Source organism: Corallococcus sp. M7, from assembly GCF_054512695.1.
The window spans coordinates 6,359,475-6,378,695 of record NZ_CM137252.1 but is presented as its reverse complement, the minus strand read 5'-3'; the positions used below and the strand labels follow the sequence as shown (position 1 = coordinate 6,378,695).

Genomic DNA, 19,221 nt, shown 5'->3' with positions numbered 1-19,221 from the left:
CCTTGGAGGACGCCTTAAAGGGCCTTCCAGGCCAGCAAAAGCTTCGAAGCAACTTCCGTCGTGATGAGGGGCAGCACGCCACCGCCGCCCACGATGTTGACGATCTCCGACATGGACCCACGGCACACCCCGCCCCACGCGGGCTGCTTCGCGAGCCCAACAGACGCGTACGCCGAGTAATCCACGAAGAAGGAGGTAGGCAGCACCTGGTTCGTGCCGCAGAGCAGGTGCTCCTCCGGCTGCGTGTCCACCACCTCCTGCACCACGAAGCCGCCGCCCTGCGTGTCCGTGGCGGCGCGCTCGCACAGCTGCTCCCAGGTCTTGGATTCGCCGTAGGCGCCCTTCACGCGCTCCTCGTAGGGCACGGTGCCCACGGAGCGGCCGAGGAAGACGGCCTTGCCGCCGTAGTCCCACGCGCGCTTGAGCACGAAGCGCGCGGGCTCCCGGGCCACGCGGGCCACGATGTCGTCCACCTTCGCGCCGTCCGGATCCACGCCGGTCCCGTGGCGGAAGGGGCGCGTCCAGGGCACGGACTCGCGCACCGCCTCCAGCTCCTCCGGCGTGAGGCCCGCGGCTTCGGCGAGCGACGCGTCCGTCACCGCCTGCGACAGGAGCGCGAAGGTCGTCTTCACCTCCACCTGCGAGGCGGGCGGGTTGAGGAACACGGCCTTCTTGCCCGGGACGACGGAGAGGAAGTCCTCCACCCAGGGGGCGGGGTTCTGCTCCAGCCGGCGCACGAAGAGGTGGCGGTAGACCAGGTCGTACTTCTTGCCGTTCACCGTGAAGGCGTCGTCACCGGACACGTCCTCCGGATGCACCACGTCCGCGTCCGCGCCGAACTCGCGGAAGCGCTCGCACAGCCAGCGCAGCTCCGAAATCTGCGCGTCGTTCTTGCGGCACAGCAGCGCCACCGTGTCCGGCATCTTTCCGGGGCGCTCGGCCGCGTAGCCGTCCAGCAGGGCGCGGTAGAGCGCCAGCGCGTTGTTGCCGTTGAGCGTGAGCAGCGTGGGAATCGCCTTCTCCGGATAGCGCAGGTGCCGCGCCACCACCTCGATGAAGGTACGCGCCGCGATGTCCGAATAGCCCTGCATGGCCGGGATGGTGGCGTTCACCTCCAGCGCCCAGGGCCGGCCGCCGGACACGAAGTAGTCCACGCGCGTGGTGGCGAGCTTGCGGCTGGCCTCCCAGGTGGCCAGCGCCAGGCGGCGCTCCAGCGGCGACAGCGCGCCCAGGAGCAGCTCCGCGTCCGGACCGCCGAGGACGGCACGCGTCATCTTCATCGTGGCGGAGGCCAGCTTCGCGGACAGCAGCGAGCGGCGTTTGATCTCCTCGGCGTCCAGGATGACCGGCGTGGCGGTGATGGGGATGGGCTGGGTGCTGCCATCCAGCTTCGTCACCGCGAGGCCGCGCTGGTAGGCGGTCTTCGCCAGCTCCGGTCCGAAATAGTGTGCCTGCCTGCGCAGGACATCCATGAGCTCGTGCACGGCGCGGAACCTACGACCCCAGGGGCTCGTGGGTCCACAACCCGCGGGTCCCTGGGGTGTTCCCGTGTCCGCCACCTCGCCCTCCAACCCGAGCCAGGGCCGGGGCCAGGGCGTCCCGGCTTGCACCGCGCGGGGAGGTCGCTTAAAAACAACTGAGTTGCTTTTCGAGACCGAGTGGACGTGAGCCGCCTCCGACGCCACCCCAGCACGAGTCGCTCCCTGCCGCGCCTGCTGGCGCTGCCGTGGGTGCTCGTGTGCGTGCTGGTGTATGTGGGCAGCGTGCTCCACTTCGCGCTCGTGCAGCACACCACGTGCCTGGAGCACGGGGACGTGATGCACGTGAGCGATGCGTCTTCCCATGACGGCCCGTTGGAGGAGGAGCTCTCCTTCGACGACGCGCGCGTGGCCCGGGCGCCGGTGTCGAAGGCCACGCCCCACGGTGGTGAGGCCCACTGCCACCACGCCTTCTTCCGCCGCGAGGCACTGCCTCCGGCCGAGTCCGCGCCCGTCATGGCCGCGGTCTCCACGCGCTCCAGCCCGGCGCTGGCGGTGTTCCGCTTCCACGCGGCACCCGTCGCGCTGTTGAGGCTCGCGCCCAAGTCGTCGCCGCCGCGCGTCTAGTCTCCGCCGCCGTCGCCCGCCGTCCTGGCCCCCCGTGTGTTCGTGGGCCGGGGTGTGCCGTGGCCACCGGAGCCCAGGCCGTGTGCGTTCCCGTTCGCTGAACGGATCCGCCGCACGCGCATGGAACCTCCGGCCACGTGCACCGGTGCGCGCTTCGTGCCGCGGTCCCTCCTTCCAGCCCCGTCCGGTCCTTCGCCGTCGCTCCCCCCGGGGGGCGGTGCGCGTGCGGTCCGTGTGGCTGGAGTTCCCGCAGTCCATCCCCGTGTCCCTGGAGTCCCCATCATGAAGAAGAAGCTTCTGTCCGCCCTCCTGCTGTCCACCGCCCTCCTCGCCGCCGGTTGCGGTGGCGACGACGAAGAGGAGGCCCACGTCGACGAGGAGGGCTGCGAGCACCTGCAGGAGGGCCCTGCCACCGCCGTCACCGCCGCCGCCAGCGGCGCGGGCCCGGCCGTGAGCAACGACCACAAGCGCTACGACATCGCACTGGTGGACGTCGCCGGCGGCAAGGGCGGCGCGGTGTCCTTCGCCGTCTCCGAGGCCACGGACTACGTCCTCTACACGAGCGCCACGGTGCCGGTGACGGTCACCAACGGCAGCGGCGCGACGGTGGAGATCGAGGAGAGCGCCACCAGCTCCTCGCTCTGCACGGACATCAAGGGCCGCTACGTCGTGCCGCTCACCGTGGGCACGCACACGCTCACCTTCGGGCCTTCGACCCTGTCCTCGGTGTCGCTCGTCATCGAGGAGTCGGGCGAGCACGACCACGACCACTGACCAATCCTTTCCCTGTCTCAGGAGTTCCCCATGGGTACCTTCCAGCAGTTCCTCGACAGTCAGAAGATCTCCCCCGCGGTGTTGCTGCGCCGCTCCCAGCAGCTCGAAGCGCACTCGGATGAGGACCGCGTCCTCAAGCGCAAGCGCGCCACGCGCCGCCGTGACAAGGAGCAGCAGCAGAAGCCGTATGCGGAGCTGGGCCTGGGCAAGCCGCGCAGCGGCCGGGGCCTGAGCGAGCAGCAGCTCACCGCCGCGCGCGAGGACAAGCCGCTGTCTCCGCGCGTGCGCTCCAAGCTGGTGCGTGCCGTCAACGCGCTGCTCACCAAGGCGGGCGCCACGGCCGTGGACGCGAAGGCGCTCTTCGGCGACGTGCCCGCGCGCGTGGGTCCCACCGTGAAGAAGGCCGCTTCGTAGCGGAACGAGAGGCGCCCCATGTCCAAGGTCTCTTCTGGCAGTGCCGGTTCCCTGCTTCCCTGCGACGTGCGCCGCGACGGCGACCGTCTGTTCGACGTGGCCATGTGGTGCCTGGGCCAGGACGTGCGTTGCCCCGACGGCAACGTGCTGCTGCGGCACGGGCTGGTGCGTGAAGCGCGTCCGCCGGGAGTGGAGGGACAGAGCGCGTACCAGGGACGGCTCCTGGACGGGGGGCGCCTCACGCTGTGGGGCTTCGGAGCGCTGTGCGAGTCGTGCGGCGCAGCCATCTTCGTGCCGCGTGACGGCTTCGTGCCCCGGTGGGTGGAGGAGGCGCGCGGCACGGCCTTCCGCGTGGAGGACGTGGGCGTCCGGCGCGACGTGGCCACCGGGCAGGAGCGCAGGGCGGCGCGGGCGGGGCTCGCGCGGCTGGCGGACTGGCTCGCGGAGTACGAGGCGTGGGTGGCCCGCGACGTGGGCCTGGCCTGGCGGCGCGAGTGCCTGGCGGCGCGGCGCAAGGCGTCTCCCATCCCCGCCGAGGAGTTGTCGACCGCCTGGAGGCGGCTGGCCGTGCGCGTGCGCGCGACCGACGCCGTCGTGCAACACCATGCCGCTCCGATGTCCGGAGCGTGAGGAGGACACCATGCTGGCACGTCTGTTCCGAGCCGATGCCCCGTCGGTCCACTCCCACGTCGCGTGGGAGGACCTGCCGGACGAAGCCCTTCCCACGCCGCCGCTCCTGGACGGATTGGGAGACGCACACCTCCAGGTGACGACGCAGGTTCCCCTGGCGCAGGCGTACTTTGATCAGGGCCTGCGCCTGTTGCACCTGGGCTGGGCGCTGGAGGCCCGGCGCGCCTTCGCGGAGGCCGCGCGGCAGGACCCCTCCCTCGGCATGGCGTGGTGGGGGCTCGCGCTCGCCCGGGGCGTGGGGCAGCGCTTCACCGCGGACCGCGCGGAGGCCATCCGCAAGGCGCTGACGCTGGCGGAGGGCACCACCGACATGGAGCAGCGGCTGGTCGTCGCGGCCAGCCTCCTCGCGGACAAGGGCCCCGCCAATGGCAGACATGCCTTCGTGCGGGAGATGGAGTGCCTCATCGACCGTTTCCCCCAGGAGCCCGAGCCGCGCCTGCTGCTCGCGGGCTTCCTGCTGGACGGGTACGAATCCGATGGTCGTCCCGGACAGGGACAGCCGTACGCGCAGCTGCTCCTGCGCGACCTGCTGCGCACGCATCCGAATCACGCGGGCGTGCACGTGGCCTGGGTGCAGGCGTGGCTGCCCAGTAGCCGGCCGGAGACGGCGTTGGAGAGCGCGGAGCTGCTCCCGTCGCTCGTGCCCGCGGGAAGCCCCGCGCTGCTCGCCGCCGGACGCCTGCTCTTGCGCGTGGGCAAGGCGGTGGAGGCGAACCGCATCCTGGAGTCGGCGGTGACGGCGGACGACGCGTACCTCGCGCGCGAGTCGTTGCCCCTGGACGTGGCGCCGAGCGCGGACACCGCCCTGCGCCTGCTCAGCGAGGGCTGCGTGGAGGTGGGGCAGTACCGGGGCGCGCAGGCCTGGGCGCGCAAGCTGCGGCAGCGCGTGGAGGCTTCAGGAGGCCAGCCCCAGGCGGTGCTCTTCGCCGCCACCACGCTCGTCGCCGCGCACCTGCGCTTCGGCTTCAGCCGCGCCGCGGCGGAGGTCCCCATGGAGCTGGGAGACGCCGCCACCGTCGCGGAGGCGGGCCTGCGCGACGCCGTGCGCCTGTACGCGAAGGGCGTCTGTGCCCTGGAGACGGGACGGCTGGGCGACGTGGAGCGCGCGTGCGGCGCCCTGGATGCGCTGGTGAACAGCCTGTCGGAAGCGCCGCGCTCCGAGGGCCGTGCCCTGTGCGCTCGCGATGTGGCGCGCACGGTGGAGGTCGCCGCGCAGGAGCTGCGGGGCACGCTGGATGCGCGCCGGGGAGACTCCGGCCGGGCGGAGGCCGCGCTCACGCGGGCGCTGCGCCTGGAGCGCCGGCTGCGTCCCGTGGGCCCCGCGCTCTTCTGCCGGCCGCCCCGCGAGACGCTGGCCCGCATCCGCCTGCGCTCTGGCCGCGAGGAGAAGGCGTTGGAGCTGGCGCTGGAGCGGGCAGGGGAGCGGCCCGGCTGCGGCCATTGCATGCTCCTGGTCGCGGAGGCCCACGTCGCCTGCGAGTGCATGTCCGAGGCGGAGCACGACTTCGCCGTGGTGCTGGACCTGTGGCGCGACGCGGATCCGCACCTGCCGGGCCTGCAACGCGCACGGGGCTTCGCGGCCCGGGGCCACCGCGGCCGTGCGGCGCTCCGCCGGGTGCCGGACGTGGCCTCGGTGGACACCGGGCCCGTCCCTCGGGGTGGAGAAGCGCCCTGGACCGTTCACGGGGCCTGAGCGCGCACGCCGCCGCGCTTGACGCAGGCGCGGCCTTCGCGTCACTAGGGGGCATCCTCCAAGGAGCCGCCCCATGCCGTCGTTCCGCCTGAAGCCCGAGCAGGCCGCGCTGCTCGTCGTCGACATCCAGGAGCGCCTGTGCGCCGCGATGGACCGCGACGCTTTGGACCGCATGCTCGCGCGCACGGGCGCCGCCGTGGAGGGCGCGCGGGCCCTGGGCCTGCCCGTCATCGTCACGGAGCAGTACCCGCAGGGGCTGGGCCGCACGCATTCGCTGCTCAAGCTGCGCCTGGGGGAGTTCAAGCCGCTGGAGAAGCTGGAGTTCTCCGCCGCCACGCCGGACGTGCTCTCCGTGCTGGGGGACCGCAAGCAGGTGCTGATCACCGGCATGGAGACGCACATCTGCGTCTTCCAGACGGCGCGCGACCTGGCGGACAGCGGCCGGGAGCCGTGCCTGCTCGCGGACGCGGTGCTGTCGCGCTCGGAGGAGGACCGCCGCGTGGGGCTGGAGCTGTGCCGCGACGCGGGCGCGCGCATCCTCACCGTGGAGTCGGCCCTGTTCGACATGCTGGGCCGCGCGGGCACGCCCGAGTTCAAGAAGGTGTCCGCCGCCGTCCGCTGACGCAGGGACGACGGCGGCCCACCGCTCACGCCCGGCGCGTGAAGGGCACGCGGATCAGGCGCACCAGCATCATCAGCAGCACCAGCACCCCGGACAGGACGGTCTGCGAACCGCCCACCGGGAAGTCGTAGAAGTACGCGAACAGGTACCCGCCCGCGCCCGCGATGCCGCCCAGCACGGTCGCCGTGAAGAACGTCCACGGCAGCCGCAGGTCCAGCACCAGCGCGGCGATGGCCGACAGCGTGGAGAACGCGAAGACGGGCAGGGCGCCCAGGGCCCGCGCGCACACGCCCACCATGATGCCGATGGACACCATCAACACCGTGTCCAGCAGCTTCACCGGCAGCCCCTGCACGGTGGCGCCAATGCGGTCGAAGCTCACGAAGGCGATGCCCCGAAACCACCACAGGTGCAGCACCATCAGCACCGCGCCGGCCACCGCCACCGCCTGGAGCTGATCCGGCGTCACCAGGACCGCGGTGCCGAAGAGGATGCCCTGGATGTCGTGCGCCTCCTGCGCGATGCGGTCGCCCACCAGGATGGCCGCGCCGCCCGCGAAGGCGAACGCGCACCCCAGCAGGCTCTCCCGCGACAGCCGCAGCCGCGCGGGCTCGATCATCAGGAGCAGCGTGGCCGCGACGGACAGCACCACCGCGCCCACCAGCGGATCCACGTGCACGCCCAGGTGGATCTCCGCGAAGAAGGCCAGCGCCACGCCCAGGCCCGCGGTGTTCGTCACCGCCGCGCTGACGAACACCATGCGCCGCAGCACCACGTAGACGCTGAGGAAGCCCAGCACGCACCCGGCGATGAGCGCGCAGAGGATGGGGTCGCGGAACAGCTCCCAGCCCGCCTGGAACTGTTCCCACTTCGAGGGCTCAAGCAGGGTTGTTTCCACGGTGGGGTCCCTGGGGCGCGGAGTGGCAGTAGTCGTCGCCGTACTGGCGGCGGAAGGCGGGGTGGCAGAACACGGTGCGCGCGTCGCCCATGACGAAGCAGCGGTGCTCGCGGTCCACGAAGAGGATGACGTCGGCGTGCTCGGCGGCGACGGACAGGTCGTGGCTCACCACCACCACGCCCAGGCCGCGGTCATGCGCGAGCGCGCACAGCCGCAGCATCGTCTGCTTCTCCGCCACCGCGTCCATCGCGGCGGTGGGCTCATCCAGCAGGACGACATCCGCCTCGGTGGCGATGACCCGCGCCAGCAGCGCGCGCTGCTTCTCGCCGCCGGACAGGTCGCGGAAGGGCCGCTTCGCGATGCCGCGCGCGCCCGCCGTATCGAGCGCCGCCTCCACCTTCTGCCGGTCCGTCTTGTTGGGGAAGGGCCGCAGGAAGTTCCACCCGGACAGCCGTCCCCAACTGGTGAGCTCCCGCGTGTGCACGGGCAAGAGCGAGTCGATGGCGGACATCTGCGGCACGTACGCGCTGCGGATGTGCGGCGCGCCCAGGGAGATGCGGCCGGACACCGGAGGAATCAGGCCCAGCAGCGTCTTGAACCAGGTGCTCTTGCCGGAGCCGTTGCGGCCCACCACCGCCACGAACTGATGGCGGCGCACCACCAGGTCCATGGGCGGCAGGATGTCCTTGCCCCCGTAGCCGATGACGAGCTGCTCGCACTTGAGCAGCGGCTCGCCCGGCTCCGGCACCGCGGCGCGGTGGCCCCGGTCCAGCTCCGTCTCGTGATCACCGTGCGCCACGGCTCACCTCCGCGGTGGGGCTCAAGCCGGCCACCTTCTCCAGCAGCGCGGTGCGCACCGCCGCGTTCGCGGGCGCGTCCAGGTCCACCACGCCGTCCGCGCCTGGCGTCGCGGCGGACCAGTCCACCGCGTCGAAGAGGGCCGGCGTCAGCTCCAGCTTCAGGCCCAGCGCCACGCGCGGGTCGTTCTCACGGTCGGACGGCACGTCCAGGTCGCCGGTGAGCACCGCCACCGGCGTGGCCTCCGCGCCCGTCACCGTCGCGGTGAAGCGGAAGGGCAGGGTGCCCGCGAAGCGCGCCGGCACGCGGCCATCCCGCACGCTGCCCGTCATCCGCAGGCCCGTGACGGCCCAGCGCCCTCGGGACAGCGTCGTCTTGCCCAGCTCGCAGGCGGGCTCGCAGGAGAGGTCGCGGGCCGCGGGCGCCAGCAGGTCCAGCTCCGCGTCCACCGGCAGGTTGGCCACGGTGACGGTGGTGCTGCCACCGCCGCCCATCTCCGCCTGGATGTCCTCGTAGTCCACGAGCGCCCCGGAGTCGCTGTGGCAGTGCCCGTTGTGGCACAGCGAGTAGCCCGGCGGCGGCGAGGACGGGTCGAACGTCGTGGAACCCCCTCCACCGGAGGAGGCCAGCAGGTCGATGCTGCCCAGGCTCACCGCGCCGGTGTCCATGCGCAACTGGAAGTCGGACGCGAGCGCCTGGTAGCCGTCACCCGCGTTACGGCCGGACACCGGCGTGTACGCGGCCTGGACGGAGGGCTCCAGCACCGCGAAGCCCTCGCCCTCGTTGAACGCGCACCCGGACAAGAGCGCGACGGGGAGCAACCAGGCGTTGGAGGAGATGCGGGAAGAGAAGCGCTTCATGGCGTCATTCCCCCTTCCCGGCGAGGCCCTGCTCCAGCCGGCCCACCATCAGCTCCAGGCGCTGCACGTACGTCTGGCCGGAGCGGAAGTCGGTGCCGCCGGGCAGCGTGACGAGCGCGGCGGGAATCTTCGACGCCACGAGCTTCGCGATGTTGTCCGGGTAGTAGTCCTCCTTGAGGACCAGCTTCACCTTGTTGGCCTTGCCCTGCGCCAGCACCTGCGCGACGTGGGACGGGTTCGGCGGGATGCCCGGCTTGGGCTCCAGGAAGGCGATGGTCTTGAAGCCCAGCCAGTCCTGCAGGTACGCCGTCGTGCGGTGGTACGCGATGACGGGCACGCCCTTGAAGCCCGCGAGCCGCTTCTCCCAGCCCGCCTGCGCCGCCTGCAGCTCCTGCGTGAACTTCGTGAGGTTGGCCTTGTAGGCAGCGGCGTTCTTCCCATCCAGCTGCGACATGCGCGCTTCGATGGCCGCGGCCACCTTGAGGGCCTGCCGCGGATCATAGAGGTAGTGCGGGTTGCCGCCGGGGTGCACGTCGCCCTGGCTGCGGTCCACCTGCCCGGCGGGGACCTCCTGGAGGCTCACGAACCGCGACGCGTCCAGGTAGCCCGTGTTGCCCGTCTGGATGCGGCTGTTGCGCGCGCCCAACTGGAGCGTGGGCAGCCAGCCGATCTCCAGGTCCAGGCCCGCGGCGATGAGCAGGTCCGCGCGGTTGAGCGCGAGCGCCAGGTTCGGCTTGGCGTCCACGAAGTGCGGGTCCTGCGTGGGCAGCGCGAGCGCGGTGACCTCCACCTTGTCTCCGCCCACGGCCTTGGCCAGCGCGGCCAGGTCCGGGAGGGTGGCGACGACCTTCAGGTCCGCGCGAGCGGGAACGGCGGTGAGGCTGACGACGGCGGCGAACAGGGCCGCGAACAGGCGAAGGGAACGCATGGAAGGGCTCCAGAAGAAGGTGTCAGAACGCATGGGCACCGTGGGCGCCGGTCACGACTTCAAGGGCGAGGAAGGCCGAGTAGTCCGGCGACTCGCGCCAGCCCACGCGGTCCGTGGCGGCCTGCAGGCGCAGGCGGGAGAACTCGGTGGGCCAGAACGTCACCGACGCGGTGATGCGCTGGCGGTCTGAAATCCATTCGGGGTCGAGCGGATCATTCGCCACCCGGCCCTCCAGCGTCTTCGCGGCCGAGCCGAACTCGTAGCGCAGGCCCGTGGCCCAGCGGTTGGAGAAGCGCCACACCGTCTGCGCGTAGCCGCCCCAGTCGGACAGCACGTCCTCCGGCACCTGCCGGCGGCGGTAGAGCACCTCCGCCTGGAGCACCAACTGCTGCGAGCTCTGTGACGTGATGGGCCGGAACTTCAGGTACACGTCCGTGCCGTAGATGCTGGTGTAGTTGCGGTAGCCCGTGGGGTTGGGGCCCGTCGCGGCGGACAGGCCCCAGAGCAGCGACAGGTCGTCCGACAGCGGGAAGAACTGCTTCACCGCGCCGGTGAGCTGGAAGTCCAGCGGTGACAGCACGCGCTCGGCGGAGGCGCCGAAGAAGCTGCGCGCGGTGGCCTCGCCCGCGGCGTCGGTGGCGCTGCCAATCACCTCCACGTACCAGGGCAGCGGCGTGAGCCAGGAGCCCTCCACGCCCAGGCCGCGGTTGCCCTCCGCGCCGAAGTAGCGGCTCATGATGAAGGGCTGATCCACGAAGTCCCACGCGTGCGGGTGCGTGGCGTTGATCCGGCCGAAGCGGGTGAGGAACTGGCCCGCGCGCACCTGGAGGTTGGCGGGCAGGTCCAACGTGGTGACGTACGCCTCTTCAATCTCCACGCCGAACTGGCTGAAGACGATGTTGCTGTCGAAGCGGAAGTACGGGTCCACCACGGAGCCGATGGACAGCTCCAGCTGCTGGAGGTTGAAGCCGTTCTTCGTCGGGTCGTGAGCGCCGCCCTGCAGGGGCTCCTTGCTGGAGAAGGCCGCCAGGGCCATGTCCAGGATGAAGCTCAGGTTGAGGAAGTTGGTGCCGCCGGAGGTAATGGCGTTGGGCAGCTTGAGCGGCGTCACGCCGGAGTCGTTCGTCGCGGTGGGCGACGCCGGGGACGTGTCGCCGGACGGACGCGCGCGCGTGGCCGTGTCGGTGCCCAGCGCCTTTTCAATCTCCTCCATCTCCTCCGGGCTCAGCGCTGGAGCGTCCTCGGAAGGGGGTGGAGATTCGGCTGCGGGTGGGGACTGCTGGGCCCACGCGGCGCTCGCGGACAACTGAGCGGCGAGCACGACGGCGAGGGCGCGGGGATTCCTGCGCGGAAGGGATGACACGGATGTTTGCTCCTCGGAACCGGCCGGCCGTGGAGCATGCGCATGCGCGCCCCGCGACGACCGTCGACCTGATGACCTGCTTCACGACACGACACGCGGGGACTACGCGTGCGTCGGAGGCGAGGCCTTGGGCGCGGTGTCGAGGACGGCGAGCGGCGCGAAGGAGCGGGGGGGCGCGGTGGCCGGGTGGTTGCTCTCCACGCACGCCGAAGCGGACGTGACGCCCGCGCCCGGGAGCGCATCCACCTGCGGGGCGGCCGTGAGCAGCGGGCACGTCTCATGGTTGAGGCCCGTCGCGTCCGCCACGGCGGGCGGAACGGAGGAGACGACGGGGGCGCGCTCGGTGAACCGGGACAGCGCGGGGTTCGCGCGCCGCGCGTCCTCTTCGAACGTCTGGTGCTGCGGACAGAACCGGTGCGCGTGCTGCTCCACGTGCAGCGCCAGACCCAGCGGCTGGGCACCCCAGAGCGCGACGAGCAGCATCGCGGTGAGGCGGGCAAGGGTGTGGGCGCGCGAGAGCATCAGAGGGTCCCGGCTGGCTTACTGTCGGCCCCCGGGAGTGTCAAGGCAGGCAGGGTGCCTGCGTCTCCCGGTGCTCCCGGGCATGGACGCATGGAGCGGTGCGGCGATTCAATCTGGCGCGAGGCCGAAACACGACGACAAGGGAACGTTGTTTTCATTCCGGACGTCGCTCCTGGCCGCATCGGTTAGGTTGGGCGCGCCACCACCGCCACACCCCACCGCGCCAGGAGTTCCGCCGCCCGTGCCTTCCTCCCGTTCCCGTCGCCGCGCTCCCGCCGCCAAGGCCCCGGCCCCTCGCGCCGTGCGCCCCGACCCCGCCGGCATGGCCCGGGCGGTCCGCGACTTCCTCACCGCCGCCGGGCTCGACCTCCAGGACGTGAACCTGGTGGACACGCCCACGCGCGTGGCCGACGTGTGGGCGAACGGCTTCCTCGACGGCTACGGCCGCACGCCCGAGGAGGCGCTCGGGAAGACCTACCCCGCGCCCGCGGACTCCTCCGGCGAGCTGGTCGTCGTGACCGACCTGCGCTTCCACTCCATGTGCCCGCACCACCTGCTGCCGTTCACCGGCCGCGCCCACGTGGCCTACGTGCCGGGTTCGCGCGTGGTGGGCTTCGGGCGCATTGGCGCGCTGGTGGACCTCTTCGCGCACCGGCTCATCCTCCAGGAGGACCTGGCCCGGCAGGTGGCGCGCTCGCTCGCCCGCGTGCTCGACAGCCCCGCCACCGCCTGCATCCTGGAGGCGGAGCAGGCGTGTCTGCGGCTGCGCGCCGACCACCAGCGCGACGCCGTCACCCACGCGGAGGCCTATGAAGGACGCCTGCGCCGCGACGGCCCCCTGCGGCGCGAGTTGTGGGCCCGCCTGGGGGCCCGGACGGGGGCGGGCCGATGAACCCCGCCGCCCAGACCTTCGAGCGGGTGGCGCCCGAGCCCGTGGCGAAGGTGCTGGAGGCCCTGGCGGACGTGCTGGCCCAGGGCCAGGTGAAGCGCGACGAGGCCACGCTGGATGCCTACGCGCGCGACGAGTCCGACAGCGGCGTGTACCGGCCCGACGCCGTCCTGCTGCCGGAGACCACCGCGCAGGTGTCCGCCATCTTCAAGGCGTGCCAGGCGCACGGCGTGCCCTTCACCCCCTGTGGCGCGCGCAGCGGCAAGAGCGGCGGCTCGCTGCCCCTCAGGGGCGGCATGGCGGTCAGCCTGGAGCGCATGAACAAAATCCGCTCCATCTCCAAGGAGGACCTCACCGCGGTGGTGGAGCCCGGCGTGGTGACGGGCGACCTGATGAAGGCCGTGGAGGCCCAAGGTCTCTTCTATCCACCGGATCCGAACTCCTGGGAGTTCTGCACGCTGGGCGGCAACGTGGCGGAGAACGCCGGCGGCCCGCGCGCCCTGAAGTACGGCGTCACGCGCGACTACGTCATCGGCCTGGAGTGGGTGATGCCGGACGGCGAGGTGCTGCGCGTGGGCCGGCGCACCATCAAGGGCGTGGCCGGCTATGACCTGGTCGGGCTCTTCGTGGGCTCCGAGGGCACGCTCGGCGTGGCCACCGAAATCACGGTGCAGCTGATTCCGCTGCCGCGTCAGGTGATGACCGCGCTGGTGGTGTTCCCCTCCGTGCTGGACGCGGCGAAGGGCGTCTCCGCAGTGCTCGCCGCGGGCATCCTGCCGCGCTGCCTGGAGCTCATCGACGAGGTCGCCGTCCAGGCCATCGTGCACCGGGGCAGCTTCCAGTTCCCCCCGGACGCGGGCGCCGCCCTCATCGCGGAGGTCGACGGCAACACCCCCGAAGGCGTCCTCGCGGAGCTCCAACTGTTGGGGGACATCTGCAATCAGCACGGGGCCACCCAGACCCTGGTGGCCCAGGACGACAGTCAGCGCGAGAAGCTCTGGGCGGCACGGCGGGTGATTTCCCCGGCGCTGCGTGCGCTCAAGCCCGCCAAGATTTCCGAGGACATCGTGGTACCCCGCTCGAAAATTCCCGAGATCATCGAGCGGCTGAAGAAGATGGGTGCGGAGCTGGGGCTCACCGTGGCCACGTATGGCCACGCGGGCGACGGCAACCTGCACGCCAACATCCTGTACGAAGGACCCGGCCAGCGCCCCCTCGTGGACGAGGCGCTGCGCCGCATGCTGGTGCTCACCGTGGAGCTGGGAGGCACCATCACCGGTGAGCACGGCGTGGGGCACGCGAAGCGGGAATATCTGGCGCTGGAGCAGGCGCCCGCATTGCTGGACCTGCAGCGCCGCCTGAAGGCCTTTTTCGATCCATCAGGTCTGCTCAACCCCGAGAAAATCTTCCCCGCGCTCAAGCGTTGAAGACTTCGTGACCGGAAACGTAGGTGCTGTCCCACCCGTCGCGTCGTGCCCTTCCAAAGGCCCGGAAGTGCGAGCACGTGACGGGCTTTTGACAAGGGTAAGAGGGGGAAATGCCCTTCTTGGAAGGAATGAGAAACCCTTTCCGCCGTTGCGCGTCCTAGTGACAGATGGACGCGGTTCGTCGGGGGATTCATCGCGTCCGGCAGTTACGAACGGAAGGACGGGAAATCATGGCCAACTCGACGAAGTACGCGGCAGAGGGCCTTTCGCATTACCTGCGTCACCTGGGCGGGCACCAGCAGCTCACGCGTGAGCAGGAGTACGAGCTGGCCCGCCAGGCCCGCAAGGGTGACGAGAGCGCCCGACAGACGCTCGCCAGCTCCAACCTCGCTTTCGTGGTCGCCGTGGCGAAGAAGTTCGCCAACCGCGGGGCCCGCCTGGACGACCTCATCCAGGAAGGCAACGTCGGCCTCATGAAGGCCATCGAGCACTTCGACCCGAAGAAGAACGTGCGCTTCGCCACCTATGCCGTGTGGTGGATCCGCGCCTACATCACCCGCTACCTGAAGGACAACCGCAGCCAGGTGCGCGGCGGTGAGGCGGAGCGCGGCAGCATGGTGGACTTCTCGCTGGACGCCACCATCGACGAGGAGGGCGAGACGACCTTCCTCGACCGGCTGGAGGACGGCGGTCCCTCCCCGCAGGAGACGTTCCTCTCCCGCGAGCAGGACACCGAAATCCAGGAGGCGCTGACCAAGGTGCGCAAGCGCATTGGCGACCTGGGCTGGGACATCCTCCAGGAGCGCCTCACGCAGGACAAGCCGCTGACGCTGGAGGAGCTGGGCCAGCGCTGGGGCGTGTCGCGCGAGCGCGTGCGCCAGGTGGAGCTGAAGACGAAGAACTTCCTGGAGCGCTACCTCATCGCGTTCAACGAGAACGAGGAGCACACCGCCTCGGCCGACGCGGCCTGAAGCGGCAAGCAGGAAGGCAGCATCTGTTGCATCGCTGACGGGACCTGGCGGGGTGTTCGCACCTTGCCGGTCCCGTCTTCGTTTTTGCCGCGCTGCGTCTGGTACGTTCGGTTGATGGTAGGCGAGCGTGCGTGCTAAGGCTTTTCGATGCGCTTGAAATTGCTTGCCCTTTGGGTGCTTTGGGCCATCCCGGCACACGCCGCGGATCCCGCGCTGCTCGAACAACTCGACGCGTTGTACGCGAAGCGCAATGACGCGGAGTCCGTGAAGGCGCTGGACAAGCAGGTGTCCGAGGCGCTGAAGGCCGCGCCGGAGGACTTCGACCTGGCGTGGCGCAAGGCGCGCATCCTCCAGTGGCAGGCGGACGGCGCCACGGAGAAGAAGCTCAAGATGGTCCTGGGCAAGCAGACCTGGGAGGCCGGTGACCTGGCCGCGAAGCTCCAGCCGGCGCGCGTAGAGGGCTACTACTTCGCCGCCTGCGGCATCGGCTCCTACTCGCAGGCCGTGGGCATCATGAAGGCGCTGGGCGACGGTCTGGAGGGCAAGTTCAACGAGCGCCTGGACACCGCGCTGAAGATCGACGCCACGTACGAGTACGGCGGACCCTGGCTGGTGAAGGGGCGTTACTTCTATGAATTGCCCTGGCCGAAGCGCGACCTGGGCAAGTCCGCCGAGTACTACCAGAAGGCCATCGCCAAGTTTCCGCAGTCGCTGCGCGCGCACTACTACCTGGCCGAGACGTTGCTGAAGGACGGCAAGGCCAAGGACGCGAGCGCGGCCATCGAGAAGGTCAAGCAGGGAAGCACCGCGTACAACCCCGCTGAGGGGCAGCGAGTGCAGCAGTGGGCCAAGAAGGTGGATGCCGACATCCAGGAGGAGCTCAAGTGAGGGCAGAGAGTCAGGTCACGACGGCTCCCGCGGCGGGCGGGACGCAGGAGCAGAACCTCGTCCAGTTGCTCGTTCAGCGGGCCCAGAACGCCTCCAAGGTAGGCGTGACGCACAAGAAGGACGGGCGCTGGCAGGACGTCACGTTCGCGCAGGTGCTGGAGGACGTGAAGGCGCAGGCGGCGGGCCTCATCGCCCAGGGCGTGCAGCCCGGGGACCGGGTCGGCATCTTCGCCAACACGAGCCTGCAGTGGATCATCGCGGACCTGGCCATCAGCGCGGCCCAGGCCATCACGGTGCCCATCTATGGCTCCAACACGCCGGATGAGTGCCGCTACGTCCTGAACCACTCGGAGACGAAGCTGCTGCTCGTCGACAACGACGAGAAGGACGCCAAGCAGGCGGGCCGCCTGTCCCGCGTGCGCTCCAAGCTGGGGGACATCCCCTCGCTGCAGAAGATCGTCGTCTTCGAAGGGCCCGTCTCCGGCGACAAGGAGATCTCGCTCGCGGACCTGGTGGCCTCCGGTAAGGGCCACCCCGGCGCCGCCGAGTCCGCGTTCACCGAGCGCGTGTCGCAGGTGAAGTTGGACGACACCAACATGCTCGTCTACACGTCCGGCACCACGGGCGACCCGAAGGGCGTCATCCTCACCCACGGCAACTGGGCCTACGAAGCGAAGGCCACCCAGGCCATGGGCATGATGAAGCCGGACGACTCCGTCATGCTCTTCCTGCCCCTGGCGCACGTGTTCGCCCAGGTGGTGAAGGCCGCGTGGCTGTCCATGGGCTTCCGGCTGATCATCGCGGAGTCGGTGGACAAGCTGCTCGCGAACCTGGCGGAGACGCGCCCCACGGTGCTGCCGTCCGTGCCGCGCGTGTTCGAGAAGGTCTACAACAACGTCGTGGCCAACGGCTCCGCCGCGCCCGGCGTGAAGGGCAAGCTCTTCAAGTGGGCCTTCGGCCTGTTCGACGAGTACGCCGAGGCCAAGGGCCAGGGCCGCGAGTACAGCTCGCTCCAGTTCAGCCTGGCCAAGAAGCTGGTGTTCTCCAAGGTGCGCAAGACCCTGGACGAGAAGCTGGGCGGCAACATGCGCATCTTCATCTCCGGCGGCGCGCCGCTGTCCCGGAAGATCGCCTACTTCTTCGACCTGCTCGAGCTCAAGGTGCTGGAGGGCTACGGCCTCACGGAGACGAGCGCTCCGTGCAACGCCAACCGCGTGGAGAAGATCAAGATCGGCACCGTGGGCCCGCCGGTCCCGGGCACGGAGATCAAGATCGCCGCGGACGGTGAGATCCTGGTGCGTGGCCCCTGCGTGATGAAGGGCTACTACAAGAACCCCGCCGCCACCGCGGAGGTGCTGGATCCGGACGGCTGGTTCCACACCGGCGACATCGGCGAGGTGGACTCCGACAGCTACCTGCGCATCACCGACCGCAAGAAGGACATCATCGTCACGGCGGGCGGCAAGAACGTGGCGCCGCAGAACATCGAGAACACGCTCAAGACCTTCCCGCTCATCAGCCAGGCCATGGTGTACGGCGACAAGCGCCCGTTCCTCGTGGCGCTGATCACCGTCTCCGAGGAGCCGGCCAAGAAGCTGCTGGAGGAGAAGGGCATCGCGGTGGGCACCTACGCGCAGAACTCCCAGCGGCCGGAGATCAAGGCGGCCGTCGAGGAGATCATCAAGAAGGTGAACGCGGAGATCCCCCCGTACTCCAGCATCAAGAAGATCGCCGTCATGGACGCCGACTTCACGCAGGAGTCCGGTGAGCTCACGCCCACCCTCAAGGTGAAGCGCAAGGTCGCCAGCCAGAAGTACATCAAGACCATCGACGCCATGTACGAAGGCGCGAAGGTCATGGACTGACGCACAAAGCCCGACGCCCGTCCCTGGCCGCTTACGAGCGGTCACGGTACGGGCGTCACGGGTGAACGTTCAGCGATGATTTGACGTCAGGGGCGGGGCCTTCCCGGGCCCACCCGGACGGACCCGCGCTCAGGCGTGGGAGCTGGGCGACTTCGCGGCGACGTCCTTGTCCACGGTGGTGGACGCGGACAGCGTGCCGGGCTTCTTGTCGGAAGCGTCGTCCTTCTCCTCGTCGCTGGAGAAGCCGCGCTTGAAGTTGCGGAGCGCGCTGCCCAGGGACGAGCCGAGCTGCGGCAACCGCGAGCCGCCGAACAGCAGCAGCAGCGCCGCGAAAATCAGAAGAATCTCAGGAAGCTTCAATCCCATGGCTTCGCTCCTCACGAAATGCGCGGGGGAGCATACCGGTGGGAGGTGGGTCGCGCTAGCAACTCCGGCGGCCGGGGCTCATGCCTGCCAGCCCGCTGGATGCCCGAGTTCCTCTGGCAGCGATAAGGGCAACGTGAGGAAGAGGGTGGTGCCACCCGGGTCCGCCTGGGCGCCCACCTGGCCGCCGTGGGCCTCCACCTCCTGCCGGGCCAGGAAGACGCGCAGCGGATCCTCCAGCTTGCGCTCGCGGAAGGCCCGCGCCTCGCACTGGAAGACAGCGTCGATGTCCTCTTCCGGAACGGCCGCGCCCTCGCGGCGCACCTCCACCCGCACCTGATGCCCCAGGCGCTCGGCGCGCACGTGGAGCGCTTCACCCGGCTGCGCGCGGGCGAGCAGGTGGTGCACGAAGGCCTCCACCGCGTGCTGGATGCGGCCCGCGTCCACCGTCACCTCGGGCAGCTCCGGCAGCGAGTCCAGCATCAGCTCCACGTTGGCGGCGGACGCCGCGGCCCGCGTGCGCTCCACCGCGGCATCCAGGATGGGCAGCAACTGCTGGCGCTCGCGCTCACACGCCAGCGCGCCCAGGTCCGCGCGGCTGGAGTCGAAGAAGTCCTGGGCGAAGGAGAGCGCCCGGTCCGCGTTGCGCAGGATGGTCTCCAGCCCGCGCTGCGCCTTGGGCTCCAGCGGGATGCGCCCGTTGAGCAGCAGCGCCGCGTACGAGCGGATGTTGGCCAGCGACCCGCGCAGGTCGTGCGACGCGAGCGACAAGAAGCGCACGCGGTCCTCCACGCGCTCGCCCGGCGGTGAAGCCTGCGGCACCTGCGGTGAAGCCGGCTCCGTGCTCCAGGGCACCGGCAGCGCCCACACCAGGCGCCCGCCGTCCTCCAGGGGCTCCTCGCCCACCAGCAGGACGCGGTCCTGGCGCTCCCACAGGTTGCGCTCGCCGTTCCTGCGCCGGAAGCCCGCGGCGGCCATCAGCCCGTCGATGCCCGTCGCGGCCGGCATGGGGGGCAGGGCCTCGAGCCCCAGGTAGTCCAGGAGCAGGGGGCCGAGCAGGCGAGGTGTCCCCTGGCGGGGCAGCAGCGCGAGCCCCGGCGCGGTTTCGTTGCCTCCAGGCGTCTCCCCCATCCACGTCACGCGGACCTCCC

At 70.6% G+C, this 19,221-nt stretch carries 20 protein-coding genes; 11 read left to right on the top strand and 9 right to left on the bottom strand.

Features of this window, described 5'->3' with window-relative positions:
* Positions 1–14: 14 nt before the first annotated feature.
* Positions 15–1,472 carry a hypothetical protein gene (locus ACX114_RS25615; protein WP_459300276.1) on the bottom strand — a complete coding sequence of 486 codons (1,458 nt, stop codon included), beginning with the start codon at positions 1,470–1,472 and terminating at the stop codon, positions 15–17.
* A 192-nt stretch (positions 1,473–1,664) separates the two neighbouring features.
* On the opposite strand from ACX114_RS25615, the gene ACX114_RS25610 reads away from it, so the two are divergent.
* The 6 genes from ACX114_RS25610 to ACX114_RS25585 all read left to right on the top strand — a co-directional run bounded on the left by ACX114_RS25610 (position 1,665) and on the right by ACX114_RS25585 (position 6,298).
* Positions 1,665–2,105: a hypothetical protein gene (locus ACX114_RS25610; protein ID WP_459288681.1), complete on the top strand. Its 441-nt coding sequence runs from the start codon at positions 1,665–1,667 to the stop codon at positions 2,103–2,105.
* A gap of 282 nt (positions 2,106–2,387) precedes the next feature.
* Positions 2,388–2,879 carry a hypothetical protein gene (locus ACX114_RS25605; protein ID WP_459288680.1) on the top strand — a complete coding sequence of 164 codons (492 nt, stop codon included), beginning with the start codon at positions 2,388–2,390 and terminating at the stop codon, positions 2,877–2,879.
* A 30-nt stretch (positions 2,880–2,909) separates the two neighbouring features.
* Positions 2,910–3,293, top strand: coding sequence for a hypothetical protein (locus ACX114_RS25600; protein ID WP_459288679.1), 384 nt, complete (start codon positions 2,910–2,912; stop codon positions 3,291–3,293).
* A gap of 18 nt (positions 3,294–3,311) precedes the next feature.
* Positions 3,312–3,923 (top strand): hypothetical protein, encoded by a 612-nt coding sequence (locus ACX114_RS25595; protein ID WP_459288677.1) that lies wholly within the window; start codon positions 3,312–3,314, stop codon positions 3,921–3,923.
* Between the two features lie 10 nt (positions 3,924–3,933).
* A complete protein-coding gene (locus ACX114_RS25590; RefSeq protein ID WP_459288675.1) occupies positions 3,934–5,676 on the top strand; it encodes a hypothetical protein in 1,743 nt (580 codons plus the stop codon).
* A 73-nt stretch (positions 5,677–5,749) separates the two neighbouring features.
* Complete coding sequence (locus tag ACX114_RS25585; protein WP_206792756.1) at positions 5,750–6,298, top strand: isochorismatase family protein; 549 nt, start codon at positions 5,750–5,752, stop codon at positions 6,296–6,298.
* Positions 6,299–6,323: 25 nt separating this feature from the next.
* On the opposite strand, the gene ACX114_RS25580 is transcribed toward ACX114_RS25585, so the two are convergent.
* The 6 genes from ACX114_RS25580 to ACX114_RS25555 form a co-directional block, all read right to left on the bottom strand.
* Positions 6,324–7,196, bottom strand: coding sequence for a metal ABC transporter permease (locus ACX114_RS25580; protein ID WP_459288673.1), 873 nt, complete (start codon positions 7,194–7,196; stop codon positions 6,324–6,326).
* Positions 7,177–7,995 (bottom strand): metal ABC transporter ATP-binding protein, encoded by an 819-nt coding sequence (locus ACX114_RS25575; RefSeq protein ID WP_459288671.1) that lies wholly within the window; start codon positions 7,993–7,995, stop codon positions 7,177–7,179. Before ACX114_RS25575 ends, ACX114_RS25580 begins: the two co-directional genes overlap by 20 nt.
* The gene (locus tag ACX114_RS25570; RefSeq protein ID WP_459288669.1) at positions 7,982–8,854 is read right to left on the bottom strand and encodes a hypothetical protein; all 873 of its coding nucleotides are present in this window, start codon (positions 8,852–8,854) and stop codon (positions 7,982–7,984) included. The genes ACX114_RS25575 and ACX114_RS25570 overlap by 14 nt, the downstream gene beginning before the upstream one ends.
* A gap of 4 nt (positions 8,855–8,858) precedes the next feature.
* The gene (locus ACX114_RS25565) at positions 8,859–9,782 is read right to left on the bottom strand and encodes a metal ABC transporter substrate-binding protein (RefSeq protein ID WP_459288667.1); all 924 of its coding nucleotides are present in this window, start codon (positions 9,780–9,782) and stop codon (positions 8,859–8,861) included.
* Positions 9,783–9,804: 22 nt separating this feature from the next.
* Positions 9,805–11,145 (bottom strand): zinc-regulated TonB-dependent outer membrane receptor, encoded by a 1,341-nt coding sequence (locus ACX114_RS25560; protein ID WP_459288665.1) that lies wholly within the window; start codon positions 11,143–11,145, stop codon positions 9,805–9,807.
* A gap of 102 nt (positions 11,146–11,247) precedes the next feature.
* On the bottom strand, positions 11,248–11,667 hold the full coding sequence (locus ACX114_RS25555) for a hypothetical protein (protein WP_459288663.1): 420 nt from the start codon (positions 11,665–11,667) through the stop codon (positions 11,248–11,250).
* A gap of 322 nt (positions 11,668–11,989) precedes the next feature.
* Here ACX114_RS25555 and folE point away from each other — a divergent pair, with 322 nt between their 5' ends.
* The 5 genes from folE to ACX114_RS25530 all read left to right on the top strand — a co-directional run bounded on the left by folE (position 11,990) and on the right by ACX114_RS25530 (position 17,707).
* Positions 11,990–12,559: a GTP cyclohydrolase I gene (gene folE / locus ACX114_RS25550; RefSeq protein ID WP_216619233.1), complete on the top strand. Its 570-nt coding sequence runs from the start codon at positions 11,990–11,992 to the stop codon at positions 12,557–12,559.
* Positions 12,556–13,983, top strand: coding sequence for an FAD-binding oxidoreductase (locus ACX114_RS25545; protein WP_459288661.1), 1,428 nt, complete (start codon positions 12,556–12,558; stop codon positions 13,981–13,983). Before folE ends, ACX114_RS25545 begins: the two co-directional genes overlap by 4 nt.
* Positions 13,984–14,213: 230 nt before the next feature.
* Positions 14,214–14,954, top strand: a complete 741-nt coding sequence (locus ACX114_RS25540) for a sigma-70 family RNA polymerase sigma factor (RefSeq protein ID WP_459288659.1) — start codon at positions 14,214–14,216, stop codon at positions 14,952–14,954.
* A 147-nt stretch (positions 14,955–15,101) separates the two neighbouring features.
* A complete protein-coding gene (locus ACX114_RS25535) occupies positions 15,102–15,842 on the top strand; it encodes a tetratricopeptide repeat protein (RefSeq protein WP_459288657.1) in 741 nt (246 codons plus the stop codon).
* Positions 15,839–17,707, top strand: coding sequence for an AMP-dependent synthetase/ligase (locus ACX114_RS25530; protein WP_459288655.1), 1,869 nt, complete (start codon positions 15,839–15,841; stop codon positions 17,705–17,707). Before ACX114_RS25535 ends, ACX114_RS25530 begins: the two co-directional genes overlap by 4 nt.
* A gap of 129 nt (positions 17,708–17,836) precedes the next feature.
* On the opposite strand, the gene ACX114_RS25525 is transcribed toward ACX114_RS25530, so the two are convergent.
* Together ACX114_RS25525 and ACX114_RS25520 are read right to left on the bottom strand one after the other, a co-directional pair.
* A complete protein-coding gene (locus tag ACX114_RS25525) occupies positions 17,837–18,073 on the bottom strand; it encodes a twin-arginine translocase TatA/TatE family subunit (RefSeq protein ID WP_459288653.1) in 237 nt (78 codons plus the stop codon).
* 78 nt (positions 18,074–18,151) lie between these two features.
* Positions 18,152–19,201, bottom strand: coding sequence for a sensor histidine kinase (locus ACX114_RS25520; RefSeq protein ID WP_459300274.1), 1,050 nt, complete (start codon positions 19,199–19,201; stop codon positions 18,152–18,154).
* Between the last annotated feature and the right edge of the window lie 20 nt (positions 19,202–19,221).

Coding starts and splice junctions, on each gene's coding strand:
- ACX114_RS25615 (WP_459300276.1), bottom strand. CDS start 1,472: ATGGATGTCCTGCGCAGGCAGGCACACTATTTCGGACCGGAGCTGGCG.
- ACX114_RS25605 (WP_459288680.1), top strand. CDS start 2,388: ATGAAGAAGAAGCTTCTGTCCGCCCTCCTGCTGTCCACCGCCCTCCTC.
- ACX114_RS25600 (WP_459288679.1), top strand. CDS start 2,910: ATGGGTACCTTCCAGCAGTTCCTCGACAGTCAGAAGATCTCCCCCGCG.
- ACX114_RS25595 (WP_459288677.1), top strand. CDS start 3,312: ATGTCCAAGGTCTCTTCTGGCAGTGCCGGTTCCCTGCTTCCCTGCGAC.
- ACX114_RS25590 (WP_459288675.1), top strand. CDS start 3,934: ATGCTGGCACGTCTGTTCCGAGCCGATGCCCCGTCGGTCCACTCCCAC.
- ACX114_RS25585 (WP_206792756.1), top strand. CDS start 5,750: ATGCCGTCGTTCCGCCTGAAGCCCGAGCAGGCCGCGCTGCTCGTCGTC.
- ACX114_RS25570 (WP_459288669.1), bottom strand. CDS start 8,854: ATGAAGCGCTTCTCTTCCCGCATCTCCTCCAACGCCTGGTTGCTCCCC.
- ACX114_RS25565 (WP_459288667.1), bottom strand. CDS start 9,782: ATGCGTTCCCTTCGCCTGTTCGCGGCCCTGTTCGCCGCCGTCGTCAGC.
- ACX114_RS25555 (WP_459288663.1), bottom strand. CDS start 11,667: ATGCTCTCGCGCGCCCACACCCTTGCCCGCCTCACCGCGATGCTGCTC.
- folE (WP_216619233.1), top strand. CDS start 11,990: ATGGCCCGGGCGGTCCGCGACTTCCTCACCGCCGCCGGGCTCGACCTC.
- ACX114_RS25545 (WP_459288661.1), top strand. CDS start 12,556: ATGAACCCCGCCGCCCAGACCTTCGAGCGGGTGGCGCCCGAGCCCGTG.
- ACX114_RS25540 (WP_459288659.1), top strand. CDS start 14,214: ATGGCCAACTCGACGAAGTACGCGGCAGAGGGCCTTTCGCATTACCTG.
- ACX114_RS25535 (WP_459288657.1), top strand. CDS start 15,102: ATGCGCTTGAAATTGCTTGCCCTTTGGGTGCTTTGGGCCATCCCGGCA.
- ACX114_RS25525 (WP_459288653.1), bottom strand. CDS start 18,073: ATGGGATTGAAGCTTCCTGAGATTCTTCTGATTTTCGCGGCGCTGCTG.
- ACX114_RS25520 (WP_459300274.1), bottom strand. CDS start 19,201: ATGGGGGAGACGCCTGGAGGCAACGAAACCGCGCCGGGGCTCGCGCTG.